Below are 25,410 nucleotides of genomic sequence, written 5' to 3' on the forward strand. Positions count from 1 at the left end.
GCGTGTGTACGCCCATAACGTAGTTTTGTTGCATGATTCGACTCTTGCGTTTAACCATCGTTGCCCTCCTCACCACGGGTGTGGCCAGTGCTCAAGTCATTCCACCGCTGCGTGTTGGACTCTCCGGAGGTCTCACACTCAATCCGCTCTCGCCGTCCGTTCAAGTATGGCGGGGTTTTGGAGCTACGCAGCCACAATTCGCCCCCTTTGTGAACGATTCTCTGCGTTTCACAAGCGGAAGTATGGGGCTTGGTGGTGCGTTTGGATTCATCATGGGCTTCCCGGTCACAAGGATGATCCATATTTCGGGTCGTATCGGGTACAACAGCATGTCGGGCTCTTCTTCCGTGCAACAACTCGTTGCCCCCACCACCGTTGTGAATGAACTTGATATGTTCTCCTCAACCTTGGAGATCTCACCCGTTGCTGAGTTCTATGGACTCTTTGGCGATGTGTCTCTGCATCCTCTCGTAGGTCTCGAATTCGGCATTCCGCTGGCAGCAACCGTATCGCAAACAGCAACGGCCACGGCGCAGAACACCGAGACTGTTCAGACGTTTGCCGACGGAACGGATATTCCGGAGAGTTCTGTTCGTACGGCGCTTCTTCTTGGTCTTGGGTATACCATTCGACTCGATAGTTCACAGTGGTACATCCAACCGGAAGTGTCGTATCGCCTGCCCCTTTCCAATATCTCTTCGGCTGCTACCTACTCTCCAACATCGTTCTCACAGATCCGCATCGGTGTGAATGTCTTCTTTGGATTCGCCGACAAGAAGGAAATACCAACTTCATCACGCGGCATGAGTGCATCGATCGATCGTATCACGGCCTATGATCGTGATGGTAAGGAAGTAAACGTATCGGCCCTCAATGTGGAGGACGTTCGGTACAACGAGATGTTCCCGCTTGTGCCGTACGTGTTCGCACAGGAGAACGGACTTCCGGATGCATCATCGCAGACAACAGACCATATGCCGGAGAAGGGTGGCTTCCAGCCAGAGACATTGCCGCTTGATGCCATTGAGGTCAATCGCAATCTCTTGAACATCATCGGTTCGCGCATGATCGCCTATCCGCAGGCATCACTCACGATCACCGGTACCACCGACGGAAAGAACGAAGCAAAGACCAAGGATCTGCCGGAGAAACGTGCCAATTGGGCAAAGAACTACCTCGTTACTGCTTTCGGCATCGATCCCGCACGGATCGTCACAAAAACAACGGCAACTCCATCGAAACCGTCGGCAGCAACGGACCCAGACGGAATCGTTGAGAACCGACGTGTGGAGTTCTCGTCGAACGTACCAGATGTCCTTGCACCGGTTGTGATCACCGCCGATAATCAGCGTGTGTCAACGCCGGATGTTGTGACCTTCCACCCCAAGGTTGACAGCGAAGACTCCTTGAGCTCGTGGTCGCTGAGTGTGATGCAGGCCGGACGTCAGCTCCGTGAGATCAACGGGCTCGGCCGACCTGAACGTGTCTCATGGCCGATCCGTCCCAACGAACTCTCTGCCGACCAAGTCCCCGTCGACTACGAAATGGTCTTCCGTTCGGTAAAGGGTGATAGTGCAACGGCCATCGGCTCCATTCCTGTTGACTATGTATCGAGTGTTCGCAAGAAGACAGAGAATTTGCCGGACCGCACGGTCGACAAATATTCCTTGATCCTGTTCGACTTCGACAAGGCAACACTCACCGAAGACAACTCACGCATTCTTGAGATGATGGTGTTGCCGAACATCACGTCTACATCCAAGGTGAACATCATCGGATACACCGATCGCATCGGTAACGATGTGTACAACCAGAAACTCTCTCGGGAACGTGCAGAGACCGTTCGTGCGTTTCTCCAATCACGGGCCAAGGATGCCAAATACTCCATCAACGGAGTTGGCGAAGGCACCGAGATCTTCTCCAATGACGTAGCTGTTGGACGTCAACTCTCTCGCACGGTGCAGGTGATCGTGGAGACCCCAAGGACATCACGTTGAACTATCGCCTTTTGTCGAGCATCGATACACCCGAGGATCTTCGCAAGCTTCCCGAGACCGATCTGCGTGCCGTGAGTGATGAGGTACGCGAGTGCCTTGTAGACACTATCACGCGCGTGGGAGGTCACTTCGGCGCCGGACTTGGAACAGTGGAGCTCACCGTTGCTCTGCACTACGTCTTCAACACGCCGCACGATAAGATCGTGATCGATACCGGGCACCAGGCCTATCCGCATAAGATCTTGACAGGACGCCGGAAGACCCTTGATACGATCCGTCAAAAAGGGGGCTTATCGGGATTCCTCAAACGCAGTGAAAGCATCTTCGATGATTTCGGAGCAGGTCACGCAACCACGTCGATCTCCGCTGCCCTCGGTATGGCTGCTGCGCGCGATCAGCTCAAGGAAGACTACAAGGTTGTAGCTGTGATCGGTGATGGTGCGATGACCGGTGGACTTGCCTATGAGGCAATGAATAACTGCGGCGTGCTCAAGAGTGACATCCTTGTTGTACTAAATGACAATAACATGTCCATTGCCCCCAACGTGTGGGCGATGTCGAACTATTTCTCCGAGATCTTTGCCTCCCCTGCCGGACGCAGACTTCGTGAGAAGATCCTTGGCATGACCGAGCGCATGGACAGTCTCGGTGATCGTATTCGTTCCGTTGCCCATCGTCTCGAAGGGGGCATGAAGGCCGTGATCACACCCGGCATGTTGTTCGAGACCCTTGGGTTCCGCTACTTCGGTCCAGTGAACGGTCACAACGTGAACAACCTCGTCACCATGCTTCAAGGCATCCGCGAGATGAAGGGTCCCATCCTTCTCCACGTGATCACCCAGAAGGGCAAGGGATACGGTCCGGCAGAGCGCGACAAACAGTTCCTCCATGCCATCGGCAAGGTAGACAAGATCACTGGCAAGGCACTTTCCACACCGCCGCCGGCAGTTGCTCCGCCCCCTACCTATCAAAAAGTATTCGGCGAAGCAATGGTCGAGATCATGTCAACCAACCCCAAGGTTGTTGGCATCACTGCCGCCATGCCGGATGGTACGGGGCTTGACATTGTCCAGAAGCGTTTCCCCGACAAAGTCTACGACGTAGGCATTGCAGAAGGTCACGGCGTGACCTTTGCTGCCGGTCTTGCCACGCAAGGCGTCATCCCCGTTGTTGCCATCTACTCCTCCTTCCTGCAGCGCGCCTTCGATCACATTGCCCACGATGTTGCGTTGCAGCATCTGCATGTTGTGTTTGCGCTCGACAGATCTGGATTGGTCGGTGCCGACGGTCCAACCCACCATGGCGTTTTAGACCTTGCCTACCTGCGCATCATCCAAGGCATGGTGGTGATGGCACCAAAGGATGAACAAGAACTGCGCGACATGATGTATACCGCCGTGTATTCCTACACGGCAGGTCCGGTGGCCATTCGTTATCCCCGCGGCAGTGGTGTAGGCACACCCATTGGTCCGATGCGTTCCATCGAGATCGGCAAGAGTGAGACACTGCGCACCGGCAAGGACGTTGCTATCGTTGCCATCGGCAAGATGGTCGCCCATGCGATGAAGGCAGCCGAGATCCTCAAGACGCAGGGCATTGATTGTGAAGTTGTGAATGCCCGTTTTGTAAAGCCCCTTGACCTAACGATGATCGACGATCTTGCACTGCGTATTGGTCGCATCATCACCATCGAAGACGGTCAGATCCAAGGCGGTTTTGGAAGCGCCGTTGCCGAACATCTCGCACAACATCACGTCGGCTCCGTAGACTTCAAGATCCACGGCATCCCCGACATCTACGTAGACCACGGCACCCAGGAAGAACTCCACGCAGACCTACAGCTTGATGCCCCGGGCATTGTGGAGGTGGTGAAGGAGTTTCTGACGAAGAGTATGAGACTTCCAGTTACTAGTTACTAGTTACTCAGTTACGAGGTTACGAGGTTACGAGGTTACGAGGTTACGAGGTTACGAGGTTACGAGGTTACTGAGTTACTCATTCATAGAGTTCTTTGCGGAGGAAGCGGCGGCCCTTGGTGAGGGACAGTGTGTTGACCTCGTGCCAGGAAAGGAACTCTTTATAGGCCGGTCCATTATCTGCTACCCATTCAGCGAAGGCTGCTGGGTCGCCTGATTGAAGGAGCCAGAACGAATACGCCTCCATATGTCCGGCTTTATGGACCTTTCGTTGATAGTCATACAGCACATTATTGCCATAGATCGAATCGATCTTCAACGTATCGAGTTGCTCTATGAAGCGGCCACGGATAGTGGCAAGTGAGCGCATGTCCATCTTCCGTGTGCCGAGCACGGCGAGCATCATTGGCATTTCGTATGCGCCTACGCCATAGGGCATTGGAAACCGGGACTTCCGATAGACAGTGCCACCGATCCCGCTGTCTTGCTGAACGATCGACGCATCGGAGCAGAACGTGATACTGAAGCCATTTGATTTCTGTTTGATGTTCTTGAGGTAACATCGATAGAGCATATCGCCGAGTGCAACCGAGCGTTTCGATGTGGGTTCAAGGTTCCTGAAGATCTCGCCGTAGATCATCCCCCAGACATTGTTTGTTTTTGAGGAAATGAACACTTCGGCGAGTCGGAGGTATGGAGGCGGATACATCGGTTGAAGATCGATGGCGCGTTCGAAATCGTCAACCGCTTCTTCCCACTTCTGTTCCGAATAATAGACCACGCCACGTTCATGATAGAGAAGGTGACTTCGAGGGTGATGTTTCAACCCTTCCGTGTAGGTATCGATCGCCTTATCCGCATCACCGGCAAAGTGGTAATTCGTGCCGAGCGCTTGAAACCACATTGGTTCCGTAGTATCACGAGAGACCAGTTCTTCGAGGATCTCGATCGCGGAGTCGAGCTGTTCATTTACGCGGTATGCATAGGCCAGTTCAAAAAGCACCGTACCGTTACCGGGGAGTCGGGTAAGCACATCCTGCAGGATCCCGATCGCGATCGCCGCATCCCCCTGCGTCCATCAGCTTGATCGCCTGTCGGACCCGATCCTCATCACTCACCCGCTTTTCTTGTGCGACGCCTTCGGTTGAGGACATGAAGACGAATGCAAGAACGATATACAGCAGCACCTTCATCACAACCCCTCGATTTATCAGCATTGACCACGTGATATTCATTCAAAATAAAACTCTTCCGTTCATTTCCCCATGAAGCCGTAACTTTGCAGTCCATTTGATCCCGTAGCTCAGCTGGTAGAGCATTTGACTTTTAATCAAAGGGCCTTGGGTTCGAGTCCCAACGATCACCCACTTCCCCTTAAAGTCGTTGATTCTTGGCATTCTTCTTCTCGATTATACCAAACACTTTTGGCAAGATTGTGGCAACTATGGGCGGGGACGCGGTGGTTGCCCTTGGCCCCACCTCCCGGTTAATTCATGCGCGAGATACTTGCCGGGTGGTGGGTGGTGGTGGGGGGAGCCGGGGAGGGCAGGTACGCCCTCGTGACAAAAGCGCGTTACACCTGACTGCCGCGCTATCGCTCCCGCTATCGTCGTTGGTTGTCCGGAAGTGTGTCGGGGAAGCGTCAGGGGCGCACATGAATGAGCAGGTTCGGGCTTGTCTGCCCCAATACCCGCCAGAGTGCCGTCCGAGAATGCCGCGAGGACATGAACCTTTGAGTTCTCGACAAATTCCGTGAATAGGTACGTGGCGTGATCGTCGTCGTCTGCGTCAACAGTCCTGCCGTCGATGCAAGAGAGATTGAGCGAATTTTCTGTCCGTAATAGGCACAGATCGCGGAGCCCTTTCATTACGTTCTCCTTCCTAACACAGCCGTTTGAGAACGATGAATGAATCTACACTACGTAAAGCGTCTCAGCCGTGATCGACGTCATTGGTTCCTGCGTCGAGATTGTGCATATCGACCGAGATCGTCACACGAAGCCCAACCGCCCGCATGATCCTGTCGAGAGACTCATGCGATGGTTGCGTTGCTTACTCAAGATCAACGATACCGTTGATTGACTAAGCCCCGATGACCGTGCAAGGTCTGTACCGTGATGTTCCGCTCCCGCATGAGCATCTTCAAGTACCCAAGTGCAGAGAGTAGATACGTGGGTGGTCGATGTGCTGTCATGCTGTAGTGCGTCTTCCGTGGTGTAGTAGTAGTCCTCGAATGCGACAATGATCCGACGGGCGAACTCGTCGATCTGCTTGCCAACCTTCGGCAGTTCCAGGGCGTGTTGGGTAGGAACCACTCGATCTCACAATCAGGTTCCTCGATCTCTTCCCCATCATAGCGTCGCCCGCTCCCCTTGTAAATCTTGAGGGATGCCAAGCCCGACTTGCGGAGTCTGTCGTCGAGGACAACGAACAAGTCTAAGGTGTACTCACTCGTAGTGTCAGTGCTGTTGATTTTCTTCTGTGCCTCTTCGATCATAGCATCCGACACTTTGGGCGTGTGGTTCTTGTTGATCGGTGGCTTGATGCGGAACGATGTTGTGTCGGCAACAACGAGAAGGTTATGCGTTGCCATGTTAGTACCCCCTCTTTGCTGTGTGAATGACACGCCCGTTGCCCTAGTTGCTCGTACTGGCTGCTAGGGATCACGTCGTACTCCATTACCACAAACCCCGATTCATGTTCGTTGGCGAACTCGATAGCTTCCTCCTTCGAGTCGGTAGCGCGCTGACCCGATGCTTCCCATACATCATACTGCGCCCGTGAGTCGTAAACGACGTATTCCTTACTCATGGCTTTGCTCCTCCGCTCTCTTTGCTGTTGCGTTGGCATTGAGGATCGCCACAATCGAGGGTACGCCGTACACCTTCCACTCCTGGTACTGGTTCATTGCTTCAAACGTCTGCCCTACTTCGGGGATTAACTCGATGAGTTTCACGCACCGCATAACATCGGCGCGGTCACGAGGATGACTGTACCTGTACGGTTCGGCAAGCCCTAGGTAAGTGAGTAGTAGGAACGTCGATGAAGTGCCAGCGTGATCGCTTATCAGGCCATGCAATGGCACGGCGGTACACGTCTTCACGGTGTTGTCTGTGGATCATTGCCATGTCTCACCCGTCTCCTTTCACGGTCTCGATAGTGAGCATCACGTCACCGATGAATACGAAGTCCGCACCTTCGCGCATCATGTGACCGAAGTACCACGCCATCGCAGGGCTTACTTTGCCAAGGTCGTTGGTGCGTGAAAATTCTTCCCAACCGTTCTCTCCCTTGACGTGTTCCACGAACACGGTATGGGTCGGCTGTAGTCGTTATGGTCGGTGTTGCGTTCTCAGTTGTTCGTTCTCCTTGAAATAGCGTCCATGAGCTTCCGTTTGCCCCAATCGTCGCCCGTAGTCGGCTACGTAGCAAGTGTCATGGGGTGTTGATTACTGGTCGCTATCAGCAGTCGATGAAACCACGCGGTTCCCGTCGGAGTCCTCGCGAGGATAGATGCTTCCTCTACCATCAATCGTCCAAGCTGATACTCGATGACGTTGAGGCTGTTTGATTGGGCGGGAGTAGTCGGTAGTCGGAATACGCAGATCCACACCCTGCCTCAATCGCTTTCTGATGAAGTACAGATCAGGGCCGAGTCATGTTTGCTGTTTGTGTGAAGCTCATCAGACTGCCTCCTCGTGTGTCATGTCAAATGCTTGTTGCCATGTCGCGTCCGTGCGACCCTTTGCCACTTCGCCCGTGAAGACGAACGAAGTTTTTATACGACCCGATAGAGATGTCCACGTAGAACCCTACGTCGAAGTAGTCCGTATAGATGTCACTGTGGTCGTGGTTGCCTACATGGATAATCTCAAGGATGCGAAGGAGAATGTCAGGTCTCCCAAATGGCTTCCTCGTGGTATATCTACCCCGCCATCAGTGACAATACGATGCCCGTTCTCTATTGCTGTTGCCAAGGGCTCACGTCCTTGTACGGTGTCTCCGCGTCGATGAACCTGTAGGGGGCTGAAACAATCGTGACGTAGATCGTCGAGTGTCCCGTACACTTGTTCACCTTGAACTTGATGTTGGGAAACTCCGCTTTCAGGTCTCTGCGTACCTGCTCCATTTTCTCTTTGCTGACGTATGCCATTACCGTACTCCTGTGAAACCAAAGCGGAGATTGTGGTGAACCCTTGGTGAACAGTCCCGTTGGGCATGATTGCGGACTTCTCTTCGCGTACGTTGCCGTAGTACGTGTACCCTTTGCGGGAGACGTAGATCGTTAGAGTGTCGTCCGCTTGGAGTTGGTCAGACCCTACAACTGTGTACGGGCATTCCGTTTCATCCCCTTCCATGAGGACTGCGAATTGTGCGTAGGTCACGGGGATCACCACACTACCGATTGAACCGTCCTCCTTCACCACGTCAATACGTACGTCTGTGTAATGCGTTGGCTTGTGAGAGACCGAGAGCCCATGATGCCACACGCAACCGCTCACCCTCGAAAATGTCTCGCCCGTCTCGTTCCATTGCTCTACAAAGTGGAAGTACACGCAGTCGTCCGCGCAGTTTTCTTGTAGCCACTTCAGAGCGTTGTGGGCTTCTTGACCAAGGATCGTGATGTAGTCTGTGACCAAGAGAGTGATTCTCTTGTACTCGTCCGTCTTCTCATATCCAAGTGCTTCGGCAAGGTTAGGGTTTGCTTCCACATTTCAGGTTGGGCGTCGAACTCTCTGAGAAGTTGAGTATCGCCCCATGTGAAGAGCCCACTCACGTTTTTGAGAAGCCCTGCATTGATAAGTATTGCATTCATGGTCGTGTCTTTGTGTTGTTGGTAGTATGTGAGTTGGTGGCTTACTTCTTCGTACGCTGTTTGTTGATGTACGCTGTATCCTTTCCGCAAAGGACTTTCGCGTTACCATCGTGGTACTGGCAAATGAGCGTGTCGAATACGTGGGGCATTAGGGTTGGTCGTTATAGGATCAACCAACCGCATTTCCTGATAGCGATTGAGAACCACCATAGCGTGATGGTAATTCATGCCGTCGATGTCGAGGGGGTCAGGAAACAACACGATGCAACCTTCACGGAGATTCATCGGCACGTATGTCTGTTGTTTCTTCGGCGGGAAGATCACGACGTTTCGTTCCGCGATAATGTCGCGGATCGCTTCATCTTCGTCGAAGTGAATGTAGTCCCCTTCGTCCGAACGATAGAGACGTTCTGACCCTGTTCCGCACACGGTCGCACGTTCCACGAATGCCCCTTCGTCATACTCATATTTCGGTCGGAACTCCAACACTGCACCATGAACCAAAAGATCGAGTTGCAAATCAATCTCCTTCTCGGTCAACGGTTCCTGTTTGTGGACAGGCTCGATGTTGAATACTACCGCCGTCTTGGTCTCCACAATCGCTTTCGGTCGGGGCGATTGTTGGGGATGGCTTCACTGCTTCCCCTTCGTTTGTGGGTTGCCTTTGCTTTTGGCTTCCCCTTTGTTGCTGTTGTAGTCATTTCTGACCCTTTGGAGTATGTGAGAAAATCCCGTCTGTTTACGTGTCTCGCTTCAGACGTAAAGCAAATATATAGGTATGACTACTAGCAAATGCAAACACTATTTTTGTACCTTATATATATAGACTTACAGCACTACGGCATTTCTCCCCTAAAACTTACCCCTTGTTTACATACCTTTGTTTGTTTATGTTTGTATGTGTTCAAATAGAACATGTTTGTTTTACTACTTGAGAGTTATTGGACGATGAAAAAGAAACGATGTCATGCGTCTAAAACGCGACGCTATTCTAGAGATCACGAAAGCGGAAGCCAGCCCCCTTAATGGCGTACGTGTTCCTCGTAATCAACTACGACTTTGACCCGAAGGTTTTTCACGATCCCCATGTTGAGTTTCTCGATGTGATCGAGCAATCCTCACCCGAGGGTCGGGCTTCACGAATGGCAATAGCTGGTGAAGTGTTTGAAAAAGTCCGCACAACTAACAACACCCATTGCGTGATCGTTGTCCCTTCTGTGTTCGTGGACGGCGAAGCCGTAACTTCGTCTTCAAGACGATCCGCGATACACTCGCAGAACTGAACGGCATGGTCAACGAAACAGAACACTGTTTCCAATTCCCCGACGACATCATGTACGACGACATGAACCCCCTCGCCGATGAACAGTATCGTTGACGGCAACGCCGACCACAACAACTCAATACTCACATACCATTGCGGAACGATGGAAACCACAGTCAGAGAACTCAAACCGTATCACACGGTCAAGATCAAAACGATCAATATTCTACGGGATTCAGCACCCGACTACCAAGGCAAGGAACTGATCACGAACCCGAAGCAGATAGCTTCTATCGTTCGCAGGGTTGTTGCGCGATTTGGAAGACGTGGAACACTTTTTCGTGTTCCCAATGAATCAGCAAAACCGAATCCTTGGGGTTCACATTGTCACAAAGGGAACGGTCAACAGCGTCGATATACGACCGAGGGAAACGTTCCGTAGCGCGATTATGATGAATGCAACTTCGATCATACTAGCCCACAACCACCCAAAGCGGAAAACTCGATCCGTCGCGGGAAGACATCGCGATCAGAAAGCAACTCGTAGAAGCGGGTAGAGTGGTCGATATTCGTGTCCTGACCACGTAATCGCGACACTATGGGACGACGCTTATGCCACTCTCTGAACAGGGCTGATGTGAGAACGTACACGCGGGAATACACGGCATATGCAACCTACAACGGACGTACGCCCGAAGCACAGTATGAACACGACCACGCCGAGGGCATGAGTGGGTTTATCATTTGGGTAAACAGCATGGTCGTCATGTTCAAACGAGACCACCCCGAAGCATTCGTTGGAAACTCGATCCACGACCACGATCTAAAACAAGCGTACTTCGAGGTCAAGCCGTAGCAATGCGAATCCGTAGCGAGTAATAAGGGCAGGAGTTCTATGCTCAACACAACCCACACGAAACAACAACAAACACCAAAAAGGGCATAACAGTGGCAACGGCACTAGCACAACAAAACTCTGTAGCGGGTATTACACACAACGCAAAGAAGATCGTTCGACGTCTCACGGACGACATCAAAACAACAAGAGCTTACCACTGTTTGAACCCGTGCTACGTGCGGGGCTCAAGCGTCTCAAGGACGATTACACGGCACTCCAATGACGCACAGGACGCTATCGGCAACGCTTATTCCGCTCGGATCGTGAAAGCCCTGAAAGTCCTTGCGTTCCTACGATGGAGTCAAGACACCTTCGCGGGTCGGTGTTCTCAATATGTTAGCATCGAAGGGCAAACGGTTTCAGGCAAACGATCTCAATGACAACAACATCGCGGACGTGTTCCTAGCCATGAAGGATTGCACGTCGGACGAAGAGTATCGACCCGTAATGCACGGGATTCACTTGGAACAAGGCAACACGGCGAAGGAGACAATAGCCGTCACTACAAACGGCTTCATCCTTGCCTCGACGCTGTTCACGACCACAGACGATGCTATCGTCAACCGTAACCCCGACGTTGTGAACGATCCGACGATCCAAGGGAGCAACACGGGGAACTATGACGTAACGAAACGCGGGGCATTGATCTACACAGAGACGATCAGCACACAATCGTTCCCCCCTTGGAGGAATGTCGTCCCGTCGTTCCCCCGTATGGCAGGGTTTAGCAAGCAATGGGCAAAGGGGGCAATGGTAGCTCTCGACGTACAAAAGACGTTCATCCTCGACGTAGCCAAAGCCCTCCAAGCTATCGACCTTGTGAACTCGGCGGAGAAGCGTACAACGATCTCTATGCCGTGGTCTCTGCGTTCTGAACAAACACGGACACAGTTACCAACTACATCGAGATGCCCCCTATCGGATCGGTGTACCAACAGCACAGCACTGTCCCGATCGACCGTGGTAAGAGGAATCGTTCGTCAATGCCGACTTGCTACGGACGATCCTGAACATGTAGCACTCACTGGCGGGGTTCACGGAACTAGTCATTGACATCCGTTCCAAAATCGCAGGGCTCCACACTCTATCCTCTGGGAGGAAGCCAACAAGGTCTCCAGAGGCGTCCATCACCAACGGCACGGACAGAATCCTCGATATGGTTCTTGCTGATGCCTGTACGTAGCGACGTGGAGGACTTCCCAACACTCGACGAACTCGGTGTTGAGGGTACGATCATTGAAACAACAAAGGACAAGGTGAACGCATGAACGAGAACACAGACAACGGCAAAGGGGGCGGTTTGCTACCGCCCCTTCCGCCTAGGCAATCGGGGATCATTGGGTACAGAGAACAACGTCTATGGGCGTTGGCTACGCTTGAGATTCTCCAACAACACGCACCGATGGACAAGGACGTAGAGGTTGCGCTTGAGATTCTCCGCACGACGGTATCACTCCAAGACCACATCGACAAACTCATGGAGCAAATTGGAGAAGAAACTAAAGAGCGGGCGTGGCACAAGAAGTACGAGAGACAAAGTCGCGGGAACTGCAATTCAAACGGGATCACTTCACCCTCGATGTTGACGACGTGGTGATCGTGAACTTCAACAAGACGATGAGTAGCGAAGCGGGGCAGGACACGAAGCGAGTGGTTCGTGTGACACCTACCCAAGCCGTCATTCAGATCGGTCAGAACAGCTACCTCCGCGTCAACCGCACTGCGCACAGAATCACGGCGGAACATAGTAAGGAGGATATTGGGCTGGTCTCGATGGAGAAAAGATGGACGAAGCGACGTACGGCGAACACAAGGTAATCGGTGAGGGGCTCCGCAGTTTGGCATCGGTCTCGATTGATTCAGTCTATTCACAACGCCAAAGACAAGGAGACACAACAATGACAACGAATGAATACCATGCGATGGTCGAACGGGACAAAGAGCTGACCGTCCTCCGCGATCTTGTGAAGAGACAAGATGCGGTCATCAACTGACTTCTTGCCGAACGTCGGGCAATGCGTGTTGACAGAACTACCGGTGAACTCAATAACGTCCTGCTCGACTACGTTGCCTGCGAAACGGCGTTACGTGGACAAGGAAGGAGACGGCAATAGGTAAGTACATACTCCCCCGACGGCTGGTTCGACATCGAGACAGCCCCTATCAGTAATCAACGTAGACGTTCTCACGGTAGGGGTTACACGGCAACTGTGTTCCACGCAAACGCGGATCACATAGCCTGTCCGGGATTACGCTGGCTGGCAACCGTCACACCCTCGAACCGGTCCGTACGCAGTTGGAACATATGGCGGAGGGCGATTGCAGCACGGGTAAGGTGATGCGGGGTGAAGACGACGCCCCAATCTCTCAGTCAAGGCACAGACGAAACAGGCAACTCCTAGGAAGTAAAATGCTCGGCCTCGTTCACAGGGTTGAACTCGAGGCGGGCATGACCGTCTATGATGCTAGATTCCACAGGGACGAAAAAGATACAATCGGTCGCGCATGGACAACGGCGGTACGGCCGATTGTAAGACTATGAACACTACACTCACATACGCGCGGAACAAGGCGATACCAACGCCACTATTCAAGCTCAGCACGAGTAGGCTCACATTATCGGGTTGCGGGTTATTACGATGCCACCCGAACGTGAGGTCAACACACACAGAAAGGACAGAAATACTCGACATGATCCGCGACACGTACAGGCACAAGTGGAACGGTGTTCTGCTGCCGATGCGTATGGGTTCCGACTAGTTCGCCACAACAGCGGGAACGACCTTTACCTTGTGAGCAATGGGGACGAAGAATGGATCGCTTCCCTCGTGGGGTTTGCCACTGACGTAGAGGTGGATCACCATGTCACGCGCTAACAAGAACTGCCCTTGTTGCGGAAGTCCCGACGGGGCTCTCACGGGGATTTACCACAACAATCGACAGATAGGTGCCGATCATGGGACCGGTACCAAGACCACGGACGGCGAGACTTCAAGCCGACCCTTCCCAAAAACAAGTCAACAAAACCACTCCACATCCACAAAGGAACGGACGCAAAAACATCATACTCATCATTGCCCTCGTAGTCTCTACCTACACGGCACACGCCCAAGGCGTGATCGACAACCTCCTCGAAGGCAACTGCGACGATCTAACCCTCGTCGCTACCCTCGGTGACTCACGGCGCGTCGTTACCTACAAGATGGGTAACAACTACACGAAGCCGAGTGAAGTAACCAGGAGGACAGCCCAAGCGTGTCGTACGCTACCGACAACGCTGCTGATCTCCGTCGTAGCATTCGACGAACTCGGCACTGCCGAAGACGGTAACCCTCTACATCGAATATGAGTCAAAGAGCAAGGCCGACAAAGCGATAGTTGCCGTCAACAGCAAGCTCGGTGAGAACTACGAGAGGGAGAGTGCTGGCTTCCACATGAAAGAGTGTGGGAAGGACGAGACGATCACCGCCAAGGCGACAACCGTGAAGCTCGGCAATAGCTGGTACATATCCCTCATGCTGTCTAGGAAGGAATCGTGATGGCAAAGTCTGTAACCGAAATACTTGAAGCGATTAGCGTCCTTCGTGGAGCCGTAGAGTCAACACTGTCCGACGACGACCTCGCAGTGATGGGCGAACAGATGCCGACCTACACGCTACGCCGTGAAGCCCTCGACACGCTGAAAAACGCTTGCCTGTGGCGATGCACCGTTCAGGTCAATCTCTCCGTCGGAGAAGACGAAGGCAATGACGACGATAACACCGTGTTCATCAACGGGAAGCGGATCGCGAACGTTGTGACCGAAGACGGCGATTCGTGGTGCTACGCTCTCACCATTGGCATCCGCACGGCAATCACCCTTGGTGTTGGGTTAGCCGTCAACGTGGCCTACATCAGCATCGACGACAACAACTTGGGAGCCCAAGGTCTGTTCTTCATCAACGAGGACGTACTTGCCAAGAGTGAGAAACACGCGGAAGAGTACGCGACGGTAATGGTTGAAGGGCTGATCGACTAAGTGGTATCGCAATGAGACCTACTGGATGTCGAAGGACGAAGGACTCGCCCTTGCAAAAAGTACGCACCAAAGAAGAATGGAACAACAATGCCACTACCTGAAATCAACGACATCGTGCAGGTCAACCCACAACACCCAATGTTCGGCGGTTGTCTCTTCGTCGTCACGGAAGTGATGGAGCGGAAGATACTTGCCTACACGCAGGGGTTCAACCAAGGCGGTCAAGCGTACCTCCTCATCAAACACGGCGACTACGAACCAACTGGCGGGAAAGCCCCGTGGGTTGTACGCAATGATGACAGGGGCGATGACGTGCCAACAACAAACACCGAAGTAAGGAAACACGCAAGAGAGGGATTCTAATGGGGACGAAATCAAAAATCGAATGGACGGGAGACACGGAACCCCGTCACAGGATGCAATAAGTGAGTCCTGGCTGTCAGAATTGCTACGCGGAAACAATGGCGAAGCGTCTCCAAGGGATGCAACCCGAAGGGCGTTACCGCAACGGGTTCCAAGTCACTGTCCACGATACGCCGTCGGTGATGAACATTCCCTTGCGGAAGAAAACGCCGACGGTGTACTTCGTCAACTCAATGAGCGATTTGTTCCACGGAGACATTCCCGACGACGTGATCCGTCACATCATGCAGGTCATGTTGGAAGCCGATCACCACATCTTCCAAGTCCTCACGAAGAGACCTCGACGCATGATGGAGTTCTCCCACAAGTGGCCTATCCCGTCGAACGTGTGGATGGGTACAAGTATCGAGGACGAGAAGAGGCGAAGGAACGCATCTTCCTTCTGCGGGAGACGAAGTGCCTGACGCGGTTCGTCAGCGCGGAACCCCTCCTCGGTCACATCACTACCGACATCTCGAAGGGCATTGATTGGGTGATCGTCGGCGGTGAGTCAGGGCGAACGCGAGACCGATGAAATACAGTTGGGCAACGGCAATCCGTGACCAATGCTTCGACAACCACACTCCGTTCTTCTTCAAGCAATGGGGCAAACGACAACCTTGGACAGCGTGTAGGCAAAGAAGCTCGCCGGGGCGTATGCTCGACTGCTGTATGCACGACGCTATGCCCGAAGTGTACTACGACTGGTCAAGCATGAACTCAGTCAAGAACATGGAGAAGGCGGGATGAGCCAACCCACACTCCAATGGCGTCAATCAGAGATTGACCGCAATGCACTCGTAGCTGTCCGAGGTAGGGACGTTCACTCTTTGGAAGAGGGCGTACGCTATTGGGCTTCTCTGTACCAAGGGTAGCTCTGATGAAGTCGCAGGAACGCACCGCTCAAGGAGTATGCAGAAGAGGTATCTCGAACTACAACGCAACCGCACAACAATGGAGAAGTCCGATGTCTGAACACAACGAGCCCAAACGAATATCTATCAGGATGCCCATGAGGTTCGGCAAGACGGCATCAATCTTGCCAAGTTGACAAGGCGCACCGTGAACTCTACGACGCCCTGCAAGGAGTTCCTCGACGTTGTTGAGGAACCACCATCACCGAACTGCTCATGCCACATCGCCCCGCCATGCGACGACTGCACAGAACACGCCTACTTGCGTGAGGTGTTTGCTGATGCGTAGAGCGATGAAGAATGCGAAGGGCTTCAGCGACACTCTACGCATACAGTCTATGGGCTGATGGCAAGTTCCCGTACGAAGTAGCGACTGATGACGAGGTAAAACTTGGACATCCAAGTGCCGAACTTGCCGTTTCGCGCTTGAACACGAACACGGTGGGAAGTTCTGTTCTAACCCTAGCAGTCCCTACTCTACCCCACCTGAACCGCAACTCAACGCAGATGAGGACTATTGCCGACACCACAACCAAAAGGAACAACCCGATGCCGAACACTGGCCTCCACAACCCAAACGGTAAAAGCAACCGTAATCACACCACACCCAATGACGAAGCGAGAGACCATGGCAAAGGAGGTACTCTCGGCTCTGATCGCGGGACTATGGACGATTTCTCCAAGGAAGACAGGCCCGTAATCATTCTCCGCGCTCTGCGGATCACGGACAGTCTCATTGAAGCGATGGATGAGGGGTTGGAATGAAAACGCCGAAAGACTTGACAGAAGAGCAGTTGGCGAACCTGATGGACACGGCTATCAGATCGAGTACGACGAATCCGAACTCGACGCCCTGATCGAAGCGTACGGCATCGAGCCCGATGGTGATGGCTCTGAGATATTCACCGAGGTCGCTTCGCGTTTGCGGGAGATCGACGTGTTGAAGAAACGCAACCGCGAACTAGAGGACGCTATCGTGTCCATCAATGAATACTGGAACGGATCGAACAGCCAAGAATCAATGAGCCACGCCTTGGACTACATCGTAGGTCTTACAGGCGAACTAATGCAAGGAGGAGCGACATGAACATGAGTGAGCGAAGCAACGAGGAGTTGGCTGAATGGATCGAACCGAAACACGGCTACACGTTCCACGAGAGCTACATCTGCAACACAGAGGAAGACACCATCGAGGCGAGGCGTGAGATAGCCCTACGCTTGAGAGCGACCAAGGTCAAAGTCAAGGCGTTGGAGTGGGTAGAGTACAAAACCGCTTATATGTGGCGTTCTGAGAGGTACGTAGTGACATCTGAATTTGGTTTTTGGAGAGCGATGTTTTCACATGAACTAATCCCTCCCGGGTACTTCAATGAATTAGACGACGCCAAAGCCGCGTGCCAAGCCCACCACACCCAACACGTGCTGAGTATGATTGAGATCGACACCCCAACCAACCAAGGGAAACAACCATGATTGAATCAACGATTATAGTCGCAATAATCTGCGCTACGTTTCTGATACGAGAGCGTTGGGAACAGCGTAAGGAGGATGACCTTATGGACACCTATGCAGAGCTTGTTGAAAAGCATGGACAAGCGAAGTATCAGCTTGGATTCAGGGACGGCGTATCGTCCAAAGAGAACAGGCCAACACTTGTAACACCTACCATTGAATTGAAGGCAACCCATGAGCAATGTAATGAATGAACCGAAATGGTGGCACGGTGAAAGTGATGAGGCCGAACAGTGGTTTTGGCCCTCACGATACACGCGAACAGTGCATAAGCAAAGGTGTAAGCTACCATGAGGGCGAACCCTTTGTAATAACCCAAGCAAAGACCGCGCTGTTGAGCTTCGAGTTTGACGAACAAGACGTCGAACAGTTCCTTGAAAACTGCTTAGGGAAGACAACTGCGAGGCCATTAGCGAATACGGCGAAATAACAAGCCCCACTGATGAGCAAGTAACTGAGTTGATGCACCTGCTAAACAAGGCCGTATACGCATGGACAGACAAGTACCGAGCTAACACTGGGGACGATGTTGGAGATGGTTGGCGAACATGAATCAATAGATCCCAAAGGCAACCCCATGAGCAAGCAAATGACACGCGAGGAGGCGGTTCAAGCGATACTTGATGCAGTGACTGAACTCGGTAGGTGGTCAGTACCTAACGATGTGGAAGAAATATCGCCATCCTCGCCCCCGAACCACGAACAGAGCCGCCGGGGGTCGATGAGGTGGGGGATGGGTATGGTGACGAGGATGAGGCATGGGCATACGACTCTGTGTTTGAGGCGTATATCAAACGACGAGGTAAAGTAATCCGTGCTCATTGGGGTCAGCATTTCAACGCATGGCTACCGATTGAAGCCCTGCCGATGCCGAAAGGGGGTGCGGACGAGTCGGAGGCGATGGCAACTAAGACGTGGATTTGCTACGAGATACACAGACCCAACATACCTGTGCATGGGTGTAAGACTCAGTGCAAAGAATGTGCAGAAAGGGACACCAAAGCCCTCGGCATGGAGGGGCGCGGATGAGTAGCAAGCGTGAGACGGATCACATCGTTCTCGATGGGAATATCGGCGGGGCATTCCGATGTCTGAACTGTGGGGACACGTACCTGCCCGCACTGCCGATGTACGTTGACGATTGGCTTGCAGTTAGTAAGTCGTTCACGAAGCGTCACGCAAAGTGCAAGCCACAACAGGTCATACCAAGAGAAGGAGGCGTGTGATGGGTAGAATCCCATACGAGCTACTCGCAATGATGGCGATAGGTGGGTCATGCCTTCGATGGCAGGTCGCAACCGCCATTCAAGCGAGACAGTCAAAGTGGCAGTTACACGCGGTGAGAAGCGTGTAAGCGTCAAGGGCAAAAGGAGCCCCACCATCCAAGCGCAAAGGCACACGGAAGCAACGCAAACAACGAAAGGCCACATAGCCATGAAGATTGTGCAACGACGCAGACCAAAGCGTGAAACCTACAAAAGCTGCGATCGCGAGATCGTACACCAGTGACGCCATGTTCAATCTAAGACTCTCGCTTGAGATTCTCGCGCTACGAAGGCCAGCCTCGATCACGATAAAGCGGACAGACTCCAAACGATGTTCCGAAAGAGCCACAACACACCACCAACGCCGAAGGAGATGAGTGATGAGCCGTCACTTCGATCTATGGTGGTTCGACTGGTGCTTGTCACGTATGCGTGACGAGACACTCCCGCGTGAGCTACGCCGATGGTACGCCGTCGAAGCAATGGTCTCAAGGTTATGGGTCATCCCGTCGCACTTGCAGGAGCCGATATGGTTCCCCGATTTCACTACGGGCGCGAGGGCGAGGGCAACAACCGAGTTTGGAGCGGCGAACAACAAGTCCATGACCGACTTGGCAACGAGAGCCGACAAGAGCTTCTCAAGGAACGCACTGATGCCCATGAGCATCGAGCGGAAGCCCTCCTTCATCTTCTCACCGCTCCCCTCGAACGCTCCCCCTACCGCTTCTGCGAGACCGTCACCGAGGGACGCTCCGAGTTGTTTGATCCGATACGCCTTGTCCTCAAGGGCTGACTCCAAGCGACCCACTTCGTCGAGTGCGCTCTTGTACTCATCGCTGTCTGACCGAACTTTGCCTTCTGATGTTCGGCGTCTTTCTTGGCGCGATCCAACAACCGTCTGTTGTTCTCCCGCTCCGCGTCAAGCTCTGTGAGTTTGCGCTTCGCGTTGAAGTATTCCTCCACGGCGAACAGACGCTCTTGGTGTTTCTTCTCCTGCGTCTCCCGTGCTGACTGATAATCCGCCTCGGTGAGAAGGGCTTGCTCCTTGAGGTTGTCGAGGTTTTTGATCGACTGCGCTTGTGACGCCTCCATGCCCGACGTAATGATGTTGCGTTGCACTTCGACGATCTGACCGAGGGAGTCATTCCACGACTTGTACGTGTCTTGCCACTTGTTGAAGTCTGCTTCCTCTGCCATCTTCCGACGTTGGAACGCGGCCTCTGTCAACTTGTCGTTGATGCCTTTGATCTCGTTGCCGTACATCCGTATCTGTGCAATCGCATTACGGGCATCGTCTCCTTGGAGGAACGGCAACTTCGCCCGCAGTGCTTCCGAGTTGGCTTCGATGACGGCGATGTAGCGCGATGCGGGGATCAGCCCTTCCTCGAAGTCTTGCTTCGTCTGTTCGAGCCCATGCAGATGTCTTCTCAAGCTCTTCCATCCACTTGTTTCGATCCGCCTTGACCTTCACTTCGACGGTCAACTGCCCCAACAGCCAGCATCCTTCTCGCCCCCTGCGGAGAGTCGCGAGTAGTCCTGCCATGCCTTCTCACGTTCGTCGGAGAGCTTGACGATCTCCTGCTTGCCGTTACGATGTGACGGTGGTGAAAGTCTTCTACTCCTTCTCTGCCGCGTCCAACACCATCTGTGCTGTTGCTTGCTTGCGGTTGGCTTCTGCGAAGTTCGTCGTACACCGTCAGTTCACGCCCCTTACGCAAGGCCGTGATCTTGTTTTCGAGGTGAGCATATCGTCGGCTGTCTCTGCCTTCGCCTTAGCAACCTTCAACGCTTCGAGTTCCTCGTCCTTGTCCTTCTTCGTCTTTGTCGATGCCGTCGGCTTCTCGAATTTCTTGTTGATCGCGTCCAACTCCTCTTTCTGCTGACGGAGTTTTTTCAATGTACGATTACCAGTGTCGAGCTTCTGCGCCAACGATGCGTTCGTCTCACCGATGACGGCATCCTCCATGTTCTTCTTGTCTTTCTTCGAGCGGATCACCCTCTGATATTCCAAGCCCGCAGTTCCGTCTCTTGCTTGGCGATAGCATCAGCAACGGACTTCGCCCGTTGATCGTAAATCTCACCGACATCGCGAGGCACGGGCATCTTGCCTGCTTCCTCATTGGCGCGGGCGATCTGATCGGCGAGGCGTTGTGCTTGGTCTGCCGAGAACCCAAACTGCTTGGCGATCTGCGCCACTTGGTTCTCCGTCGCCCGTCCGTCAGTCGAGACCTTTTTCATAGCGTCGGTAGCAAGGAGCTTACGCGCTTCGTCGGTGGTTATGCCGATCCGCGTCGCTACCTTGGAGACAGCTTCATCACTCGACAACCCTGCCCGCGTGAGACCTTCGTAGTAGCCAACGGCGCGGGTTGTACGATGCTTCGACCTGCGCGGACTCTCTTACCATCGGCTTCGAGTTGGGACAGACGGGCGTCACCGAACGACCTAATCTTGGCCATGATCGCCTTCTTCTCTTCATTCGAGAGACCGCCAGCGTCGGCAAGTTGCTTCCCTACTTCCTCTTGGAACAATGCTGTTGCCTGCTCCACTTCGGGCGCTGACTTGGCTTGGTAGATACCCTTGCTGTACGCTTCGGTGAACCCTTCGCCGATCTGACGCGACGTGGACGTACCGAACAGCCAGTCCGCACCCTTGCAGGAGAAATCGAACCAGCATCGGCAAACGCATCCTCGATGTCCTCCTTGGCAACATCGACACCGAGCTGATCTGATACTTGTCGTTCTCTGCTGCCTTCGCTGCGAGTTGCTCGCTCTTCTTCATCAGGTTGTCGAGTTGCCCTCCGGCTTCTGCCGATTTCTTCTTGAGGGCATCGACATTCTCGGCAAACGTCGCCGTCGCCTGCCACGCATGGGGGAACGATCGGGCGACGCTCATCGTCGCCTTCTCGAATGCGTCCTGCTCCTCGGCTGTACGGTTGGCCTTCGCCCCCAATTCAGCGTACTGATTGATGGCTTCGTTGTTTACACCGATCAACGTGATCTGGGCGTTCACGGCTTTCTGTGCCGACGCTATCATTTCGCCGTCTGCTTTCGCTCCTGCGAGCTTTTCTTCCGCCGTGGTATGCCAAGCGTCGGTGAGGGCTTTAACTGCCGCTACGACGGCTACAACGGCTCCCACGGCTATGATAGCTTGGAAGCCCCCTGACGAAAGGGCGATCGAGACCATTCTTGAGAGAACCGAGCCCTGTGACGGTCTTGCAAATCGCACCGTCGAGGGCGCGAAGGGATGGGATCATTGTGCCGAGGATCGACTTGGAGAACCCCGCGACGTTGCCGATCATTTCTTGCGGGATGAGGTGCTTCATGGCGTTGAGCGAAGACACGATAGGCATGATCTTCGTCGCACCACCGACGGCAACGGAGAAGCCCTGACCTGCGGCCTCACCGAGTTTGATGTACTGCTCTTCGATCACCGAGGCGAACTTCTTGAGCTTCGTATCTGCCGTGTCCATGCGGATCGCCGCTTGTGCGATAACGCCGTCCGTTGCCGCGTCCCCTTGCGCTACCACGCGGTCGATCTCGGTCTGATACATCTTCAACGTATCGACATTTGCGGAGAAAGCCCATCAGTGCCGCGCCGTTGTACTTGTCAAAGATTTTCATGATCGAGGCGTTGCGCTCGGCGGCATTGCTGTTCGAGTCAAACGACTTTTCAGGGCGTGAGTGCGCGCCGATACCTTGACCTTGCAACGTTGACGAGGATTTGTGACCGTGAGGCCATGCTTCGACAACTCCTCGGCTTCCTCCCCTGCCATGCCTTGCATCTTCGTGAGGGATGTTGCGGAGTACCGTACCAGCTTCCGCGCCGTACTTACCACCAACAGCCATCGCCTGCAACGTAGCGTTCAACTCGTTGATGTTGAGTCCTGCTTCCTTCGACACCGCGCCGACCTGCAAGATCGCTTCGGACATCTGCGGGATTTCAGCAGCACCGACCTTCACACCAGCCGCGATTGCGTTCGCCATGTTCATCATGGTCTCGGCGTCCTTGTCGGCGTCGTTGCGAGTCCCATCTGCAACATCGCGTCCGAGAGGGCGAGAGCCCCTTCCTGCGCTTCGACACCACCAGCAGCAGCAAAACGGGTTGATCGTCTTCACCATCTTGGTGAGACCTTCCTGATTCTGTGCGAGCTGTGGGACCGATCTTCGAGCAAGAATTGGTACGTCTTCAACTCCGTGTTGACGCCCTGACCAAACTCGTCGGCGAGGTGACGGGCATCTTTACCGAGCTTCTGCAAGTCATTCCCCCCCAGACCCGTGATCGCTCCTACCGCAGCAAGTTCCTTCTCGTAGTCGGCATACGCCTTGCTCACTTCACCGAGGACTCACTGATGCCGTGGAGTACCGTCGTGAAGTTCGCCGCGTTAGGAAGTCCTCGTACCCAATGGTTGATTCATTGAGTTGTGGATGTTGTCCATCGCGGGCTTAATGATCTTCGCCGCCTTGTCGGTCTCCTTGGCGAGCTTGGCGAGGTTCCTTCTGTATCGCCGCGCCGTCGGGGAGGTTTGATATCCTTGCCGTACTGACCGAGCGACGCCTTCAATGCCTTAACGAATACGTTGATCTTCGCAACGTCAAGGACAGGATCGAGGCGGAGCGGGATATTGACTTCGGCGTAGCTTGCCATTGCGTTATTCTCCGAGTAAGCGGACGAGGGCGGGGATCGCGACGTGCAACGGCAAGTGCCACACCTGCTCTAGCTTCGTCACATCACCTTGCGCCAACGCCCAAAACGTGGGGTCGGTGAGGAGAGCCCGTTGCCTGCGCTCCTGCTCTCCTTTCTTTCGCGTCGCCGAGTACCGTTCCTCACGTTCTCGAACTTCGTCTAGGATGCTACGGGCTCTTGTGGCTCCGTTGCTTGCTCCTTCTCGTTGAACATGGATGCGTCGAGCGTCATTCTGAATTCGTACTTTTGCCGCACGAGCAACCTGGCATATAACGACCCGGCGTCCGCGAAAAAATCTGCGACCACACTCATCGAGCTTCTCGATGTTCCAGAGCCGTCATCGTCTCGATCACATTCTGAATCGCCTTCGCCTCTGCAATCGTGCGAAGCTCCTCGACGCCCTGCTCCGTCTGCTTGCGGAGCAAGAACGAAAGCGTCCTCACCTGAAACTCATGGCGTCCCTACGTTTACGAGTTCTTCAAACGACGTAGGTGGTCGTCTGTCAACGTCGGCCTGAAACGCATAGACGGCTTCCACCATCTTCGCCTGCCACATCGTCAACGTGTCGAAGTCATAGACGAGGCGTCGTATCGCCCGCCGTGAAGATTGTCTTACCGAGTGCCATGTCCTGTTCCTTAGTTCATGTCAACAAAAAGTGAGTTCCATGCTTGCGTGTTGCTTGTGATCCCCGTCGTGTACATCGCTTCCACTTCGATGCGAAAACGCATACGCCCTGATACCGTCTCTACATCGACCTTGCTCTGCCCTGCTCCGATGAGGATGCCTTGTGAGGACAGGTAGCTGTTCATCATTTCGATGTTGAAGTACACGTCCTGCACGTCCTGTACCTTGCTCTTGACAACGAGGGTCGATACGGTAAGTGTCGCGCTGATGTTGGCGATCTCCGAGGCGTAGTTCTCGATCCTGTTGTGGGGTACGTACAGCACGGCCTTTGCGCGGTAAGCGACGATCTCTTCCACGCCCCTACCGTTGCGCCGTGTAATGCCCTCTAGGGTAAACTCGCTGTCGGCTTCTACGTGTTTGATCGTCGTTGTGTTGAGCGTCGCTTCGTGGATGCCGTAGAGTTTGATTTCGTTGTAATTCTGAAAGTAGGGCATGGTCAGTTCCCGCTCAATGCTGTGAAGGTCAACGTCACTTCGGGCAAGAGGTCAATGTCTTCGACGTACTCGACGGGCAACTCACCACCGTCCACGGAAACAGCTACCCACCCGCTCGCGGGCTGTGGCCATCCCACTGCTGTTGACGTTGGGTGTATCCTCCGTTACCACCGCTCCGAAAAACGTCTTGAGGGCTGTCATCTTCGCTGGATCGACAAGCGAGAGAGGCGAGAACGTCACGTCGTAGATCGTCCTGCGTGAGAACGTCCGCACTTGGATGTTCTTGCGGAGAGACTCCGATTGCTCACGTACCACCAACGGGCGTTCACGCCTGTGGGCGTCCGTGATCCACACGTAGCTGTACACGTCTGCGGAGTTGTACTTGTAGCGTAGCCACATTATGCTGTCTCCGTCATAGGAATCAAGTGGTGTGGGGGGTCGGGCTGAATGGTAGCACGTCGGTCGAATTACTCATCACCCCAACGCGGATCATACATTCGTCGGTGAGAGCGGCGAATGTCGTCGGCGGGAGATACCACAGGTTGTTGTTGGTAGCCCCTACGACCGACCGTGGTCTTGCATAGACGGCGCGACCCGCGTTGAGCCC

At 53.7% G+C, this 25,410-nt stretch carries 38 protein-coding genes and 1 tRNA gene; 20 read left to right on the forward strand and 19 right to left on the reverse strand.

What is annotated here, in order from left to right; all coding sequences use genetic code 11:
- Nucleotides 1-32: 32 nt before the first annotated feature.
- Together IPI29_08390 and IPI29_08395 are read left to right on the forward strand one after the other, a co-directional pair.
- Nucleotides 33-1,997: an OmpA family protein gene (locus tag IPI29_08390; protein ID MBK7412556.1), complete on the forward strand. Its 1,965-nt coding sequence runs from the start codon at nucleotides 33-35 to the stop codon at nucleotides 1,995-1,997.
- On the forward strand, nucleotides 1,988-3,916 hold the full coding sequence (locus IPI29_08395) for a 1-deoxy-D-xylulose-5-phosphate synthase (GenBank protein MBK7412557.1): 1,929 nt from the start codon (nucleotides 1,988-1,990) through the stop codon (nucleotides 3,914-3,916). Before IPI29_08390 ends, IPI29_08395 begins: the two co-directional genes overlap by 10 nt.
- Nucleotides 3,917-3,992: 76 nt before the next feature.
- On the opposite strand, the gene IPI29_08400 is transcribed toward IPI29_08395, so the two are convergent.
- On the reverse strand, nucleotides 3,993-4,946 hold the full coding sequence (locus IPI29_08400; GenBank protein MBK7412558.1) for a tetratricopeptide repeat protein: 954 nt from the start codon (nucleotides 4,944-4,946) through the stop codon (nucleotides 3,993-3,995).
- Nucleotides 4,947-5,210: 264 nt separating this feature from the next.
- On the opposite strand from IPI29_08400, the gene IPI29_08405 reads away from it, so the two are divergent.
- Nucleotides 5,211-5,276: transfer RNA gene (locus tag IPI29_08405), tRNA-Lys, on the forward strand.
- A gap of 699 nt (nucleotides 5,277-5,975) precedes the next feature.
- Here the strand turns inward: IPI29_08405 and IPI29_08410 are convergent.
- From IPI29_08410 to IPI29_08435, 6 genes are all read right to left on the reverse strand, one after another.
- On the reverse strand, nucleotides 5,976-6,506 hold the full coding sequence (locus IPI29_08410; GenBank protein MBK7412559.1) for a hypothetical protein: 531 nt from the start codon (nucleotides 6,504-6,506) through the stop codon (nucleotides 5,976-5,978).
- Between the two features lie 538 nt (nucleotides 6,507-7,044).
- Nucleotides 7,045-7,218: a hypothetical protein gene (locus IPI29_08415; GenBank protein MBK7412560.1), complete on the reverse strand. Its 174-nt coding sequence runs from the start codon at nucleotides 7,216-7,218 to the stop codon at nucleotides 7,045-7,047.
- A 656-nt stretch (nucleotides 7,219-7,874) separates the two neighbouring features.
- Complete coding sequence (locus tag IPI29_08420) at nucleotides 7,875-8,066, reverse strand: hypothetical protein (GenBank protein MBK7412561.1); 192 nt, start codon at nucleotides 8,064-8,066, stop codon at nucleotides 7,875-7,877.
- 435 nt (nucleotides 8,067-8,501) lie between these two features.
- Nucleotides 8,502-8,729 (reverse strand): hypothetical protein, encoded by a 228-nt coding sequence (locus IPI29_08425; protein MBK7412562.1) that lies wholly within the window; start codon nucleotides 8,727-8,729, stop codon nucleotides 8,502-8,504.
- A gap of 102 nt (nucleotides 8,730-8,831) precedes the next feature.
- Nucleotides 8,832-9,248 (reverse strand): hypothetical protein, encoded by a 417-nt coding sequence (locus tag IPI29_08430; protein MBK7412563.1) that lies wholly within the window; start codon nucleotides 9,246-9,248, stop codon nucleotides 8,832-8,834.
- 556 nt (nucleotides 9,249-9,804) lie between these two features.
- Nucleotides 9,805-10,038 carry a hypothetical protein gene (locus tag IPI29_08435; protein MBK7412564.1) on the reverse strand — a complete coding sequence of 78 codons (234 nt, stop codon included), beginning with the start codon at nucleotides 10,036-10,038 and terminating at the stop codon, nucleotides 9,805-9,807.
- 260 nt (nucleotides 10,039-10,298) lie between these two features.
- On the opposite strand from IPI29_08435, the gene IPI29_08440 reads away from it, so the two are divergent.
- The 7 genes from IPI29_08440 (at nucleotide 10,299) to IPI29_08470 (ending at nucleotide 14,240) form a co-directional block, all read left to right on the forward strand.
- Entirely contained in the window at nucleotides 10,299-10,550 is a 252-nt protein-coding gene (locus IPI29_08440) for a hypothetical protein (GenBank protein ID MBK7412565.1), read from the forward strand.
- Between the two features lie 41 nt (nucleotides 10,551-10,591).
- Nucleotides 10,592-10,849, forward strand: a complete 258-nt coding sequence (locus IPI29_08445; GenBank protein MBK7412566.1) for a hypothetical protein — start codon at nucleotides 10,592-10,594, stop codon at nucleotides 10,847-10,849.
- A gap of 375 nt (nucleotides 10,850-11,224) precedes the next feature.
- Complete coding sequence (locus tag IPI29_08450) at nucleotides 11,225-11,944, forward strand: hypothetical protein (protein ID MBK7412567.1); 720 nt, start codon at nucleotides 11,225-11,227, stop codon at nucleotides 11,942-11,944.
- Between the two features lie 211 nt (nucleotides 11,945-12,155).
- Nucleotides 12,156-12,488 carry a hypothetical protein gene (locus IPI29_08455; protein ID MBK7412568.1) on the forward strand — a complete coding sequence of 111 codons (333 nt, stop codon included), beginning with the start codon at nucleotides 12,156-12,158 and terminating at the stop codon, nucleotides 12,486-12,488.
- 187 nt (nucleotides 12,489-12,675) lie between these two features.
- Entirely contained in the window at nucleotides 12,676-12,885 is a 210-nt protein-coding gene (locus IPI29_08460; protein ID MBK7412569.1) for a hypothetical protein, read from the forward strand.
- Nucleotides 12,886-13,530: 645 nt separating this feature from the next.
- Entirely contained in the window at nucleotides 13,531-13,767 is a 237-nt protein-coding gene (locus IPI29_08465; GenBank protein MBK7412570.1) for a hypothetical protein, read from the forward strand.
- Between the two features lie 80 nt (nucleotides 13,768-13,847).
- A complete protein-coding gene (locus tag IPI29_08470) occupies nucleotides 13,848-14,240 on the forward strand; it encodes a hypothetical protein (protein ID MBK7412571.1) in 393 nt (130 codons plus the stop codon).
- A gap of 1 nt (nucleotide 14,241) precedes the next feature.
- On the opposite strand, the gene IPI29_08475 is transcribed toward IPI29_08470, so the two are convergent.
- Nucleotides 14,242-14,436: a hypothetical protein gene (locus IPI29_08475; protein MBK7412572.1), complete on the reverse strand. Its 195-nt coding sequence runs from the start codon at nucleotides 14,434-14,436 to the stop codon at nucleotides 14,242-14,244.
- Between IPI29_08475 and IPI29_08480 the strand changes: the two genes are divergently transcribed.
- The 9 genes from IPI29_08480 to IPI29_08520 all read left to right on the forward strand — a co-directional run bounded on the left by IPI29_08480 (nucleotide 14,430) and on the right by IPI29_08520 (nucleotide 17,931).
- Entirely contained in the window at nucleotides 14,430-14,909 is a 480-nt protein-coding gene (locus IPI29_08480) for a hypothetical protein (protein ID MBK7412573.1), read from the forward strand. The two genes, IPI29_08475 and IPI29_08480, sit on opposite strands and share 7 nt — an antisense overlap.
- 87 nt (nucleotides 14,910-14,996) lie before the next feature.
- A complete protein-coding gene (locus tag IPI29_08485; GenBank protein ID MBK7412574.1) occupies nucleotides 14,997-15,272 on the forward strand; it encodes a hypothetical protein in 276 nt (91 codons plus the stop codon).
- Nucleotides 15,273-15,370: 98 nt separating this feature from the next.
- A complete protein-coding gene (locus IPI29_08490; protein MBK7412575.1) occupies nucleotides 15,371-15,736 on the forward strand; it encodes a DUF5131 family protein in 366 nt (121 codons plus the stop codon).
- Nucleotides 15,661-15,846, forward strand: a complete 186-nt coding sequence (locus IPI29_08495; protein ID MBK7412576.1) for a DUF5131 family protein — start codon at nucleotides 15,661-15,663, stop codon at nucleotides 15,844-15,846. The genes IPI29_08490 and IPI29_08495 overlap by 76 nt, the downstream gene beginning before the upstream one ends.
- Nucleotides 15,843-16,061, forward strand: coding sequence for a DUF5131 family protein (locus IPI29_08500; protein MBK7412577.1), 219 nt, complete (start codon nucleotides 15,843-15,845; stop codon nucleotides 16,059-16,061). Before IPI29_08495 ends, IPI29_08500 begins: the two co-directional genes overlap by 4 nt.
- Before the next feature lie 713 nt (nucleotides 16,062-16,774).
- A complete protein-coding gene (locus IPI29_08505) occupies nucleotides 16,775-16,990 on the forward strand; it encodes a hypothetical protein (GenBank protein MBK7412578.1) in 216 nt (71 codons plus the stop codon).
- Nucleotides 16,974-17,312, forward strand: a complete 339-nt coding sequence (locus IPI29_08510; protein ID MBK7412579.1) for a hypothetical protein — start codon at nucleotides 16,974-16,976, stop codon at nucleotides 17,310-17,312. The genes IPI29_08505 and IPI29_08510 overlap by 17 nt, the downstream gene beginning before the upstream one ends.
- Nucleotides 17,309-17,698, forward strand: a complete 390-nt coding sequence (locus tag IPI29_08515; protein MBK7412580.1) for a hypothetical protein — start codon at nucleotides 17,309-17,311, stop codon at nucleotides 17,696-17,698. Before IPI29_08510 ends, IPI29_08515 begins: the two co-directional genes overlap by 4 nt.
- Complete coding sequence (locus tag IPI29_08520) at nucleotides 17,695-17,931, forward strand: hypothetical protein (protein ID MBK7412581.1); 237 nt, start codon at nucleotides 17,695-17,697, stop codon at nucleotides 17,929-17,931. The genes IPI29_08515 and IPI29_08520 overlap by 4 nt, the downstream gene beginning before the upstream one ends.
- 774 nt (nucleotides 17,932-18,705) lie before the next feature.
- On the opposite strand, the gene IPI29_08525 is transcribed toward IPI29_08520, so the two are convergent.
- The 8 genes from IPI29_08525 to IPI29_08560 form a co-directional block, all read right to left on the reverse strand.
- A complete protein-coding gene (locus IPI29_08525) occupies nucleotides 18,706-19,059 on the reverse strand; it encodes a hypothetical protein (protein ID MBK7412582.1) in 354 nt (117 codons plus the stop codon).
- Nucleotides 19,060-19,719: 660 nt separating this feature from the next.
- Nucleotides 19,720-20,433 (reverse strand): hypothetical protein, encoded by a 714-nt coding sequence (locus tag IPI29_08530; GenBank protein ID MBK7412583.1) that lies wholly within the window; start codon nucleotides 20,431-20,433, stop codon nucleotides 19,720-19,722.
- Complete coding sequence (locus tag IPI29_08535) at nucleotides 20,430-20,696, reverse strand: hypothetical protein (protein ID MBK7412584.1); 267 nt, start codon at nucleotides 20,694-20,696, stop codon at nucleotides 20,430-20,432. The genes IPI29_08530 and IPI29_08535 overlap by 4 nt, the downstream gene beginning before the upstream one ends.
- A 2-nt stretch (nucleotides 20,697-20,698) precedes the next feature.
- Entirely contained in the window at nucleotides 20,699-20,998 is a 300-nt protein-coding gene (locus tag IPI29_08540) for a hypothetical protein (protein ID MBK7412585.1), read from the reverse strand.
- A complete protein-coding gene (locus IPI29_08545; GenBank protein MBK7412586.1) occupies nucleotides 20,995-21,240 on the reverse strand; it encodes a hypothetical protein in 246 nt (81 codons plus the stop codon). The genes IPI29_08540 and IPI29_08545 overlap by 4 nt, the downstream gene beginning before the upstream one ends.
- Nucleotides 21,241-21,474: 234 nt before the next feature.
- Nucleotides 21,475-22,185: a hypothetical protein gene (locus IPI29_08550; GenBank protein ID MBK7412587.1), complete on the reverse strand. Its 711-nt coding sequence runs from the start codon at nucleotides 22,183-22,185 to the stop codon at nucleotides 21,475-21,477.
- Nucleotides 22,103-22,471: a hypothetical protein gene (locus IPI29_08555; protein ID MBK7412588.1), complete on the reverse strand. Its 369-nt coding sequence runs from the start codon at nucleotides 22,469-22,471 to the stop codon at nucleotides 22,103-22,105. Before IPI29_08555 ends, IPI29_08550 begins: the two co-directional genes overlap by 83 nt.
- Nucleotides 22,401-23,120 (reverse strand): phage tail tape measure protein, encoded by a 720-nt coding sequence (locus tag IPI29_08560; protein MBK7412589.1) that lies wholly within the window; start codon nucleotides 23,118-23,120, stop codon nucleotides 22,401-22,403. The genes IPI29_08555 and IPI29_08560 overlap by 71 nt, the downstream gene beginning before the upstream one ends.
- 32 nt (nucleotides 23,121-23,152) lie before the next feature.
- On the opposite strand from IPI29_08560, the gene IPI29_08565 reads away from it, so the two are divergent.
- On the forward strand, nucleotides 23,153-23,419 hold the full coding sequence (locus IPI29_08565; GenBank protein MBK7412590.1) for a hypothetical protein: 267 nt from the start codon (nucleotides 23,153-23,155) through the stop codon (nucleotides 23,417-23,419).
- On the opposite strand, the gene IPI29_08570 is transcribed toward IPI29_08565, so the two are convergent.
- From IPI29_08570 to IPI29_08580, 3 genes are all read right to left on the reverse strand, one after another.
- Nucleotides 23,413-23,646, reverse strand: coding sequence for a hypothetical protein (locus IPI29_08570; protein ID MBK7412591.1), 234 nt, complete (start codon nucleotides 23,644-23,646; stop codon nucleotides 23,413-23,415). The two genes, IPI29_08565 and IPI29_08570, sit on opposite strands and share 7 nt — an antisense overlap.
- A gap of 674 nt (nucleotides 23,647-24,320) precedes the next feature.
- Entirely contained in the window at nucleotides 24,321-24,803 is a 483-nt protein-coding gene (locus IPI29_08575) for a hypothetical protein (protein MBK7412592.1), read from the reverse strand.
- An 81-nt stretch (nucleotides 24,804-24,884) separates the two neighbouring features.
- Nucleotides 24,885-25,202 carry a hypothetical protein gene (locus IPI29_08580; GenBank protein ID MBK7412593.1) on the reverse strand — a complete coding sequence of 106 codons (318 nt, stop codon included), beginning with the start codon at nucleotides 25,200-25,202 and terminating at the stop codon, nucleotides 24,885-24,887.
- Nucleotides 25,203-25,410 lie beyond the last annotated feature (208 nt).

The sequence above is a fragment of the Ignavibacteria bacterium genome (assembly GCA_016707005.1).
GTDB lineage: Bacteria > Bacteroidota > Ignavibacteria > Kapaibacteriales > Kapaibacteriaceae > UBA10438.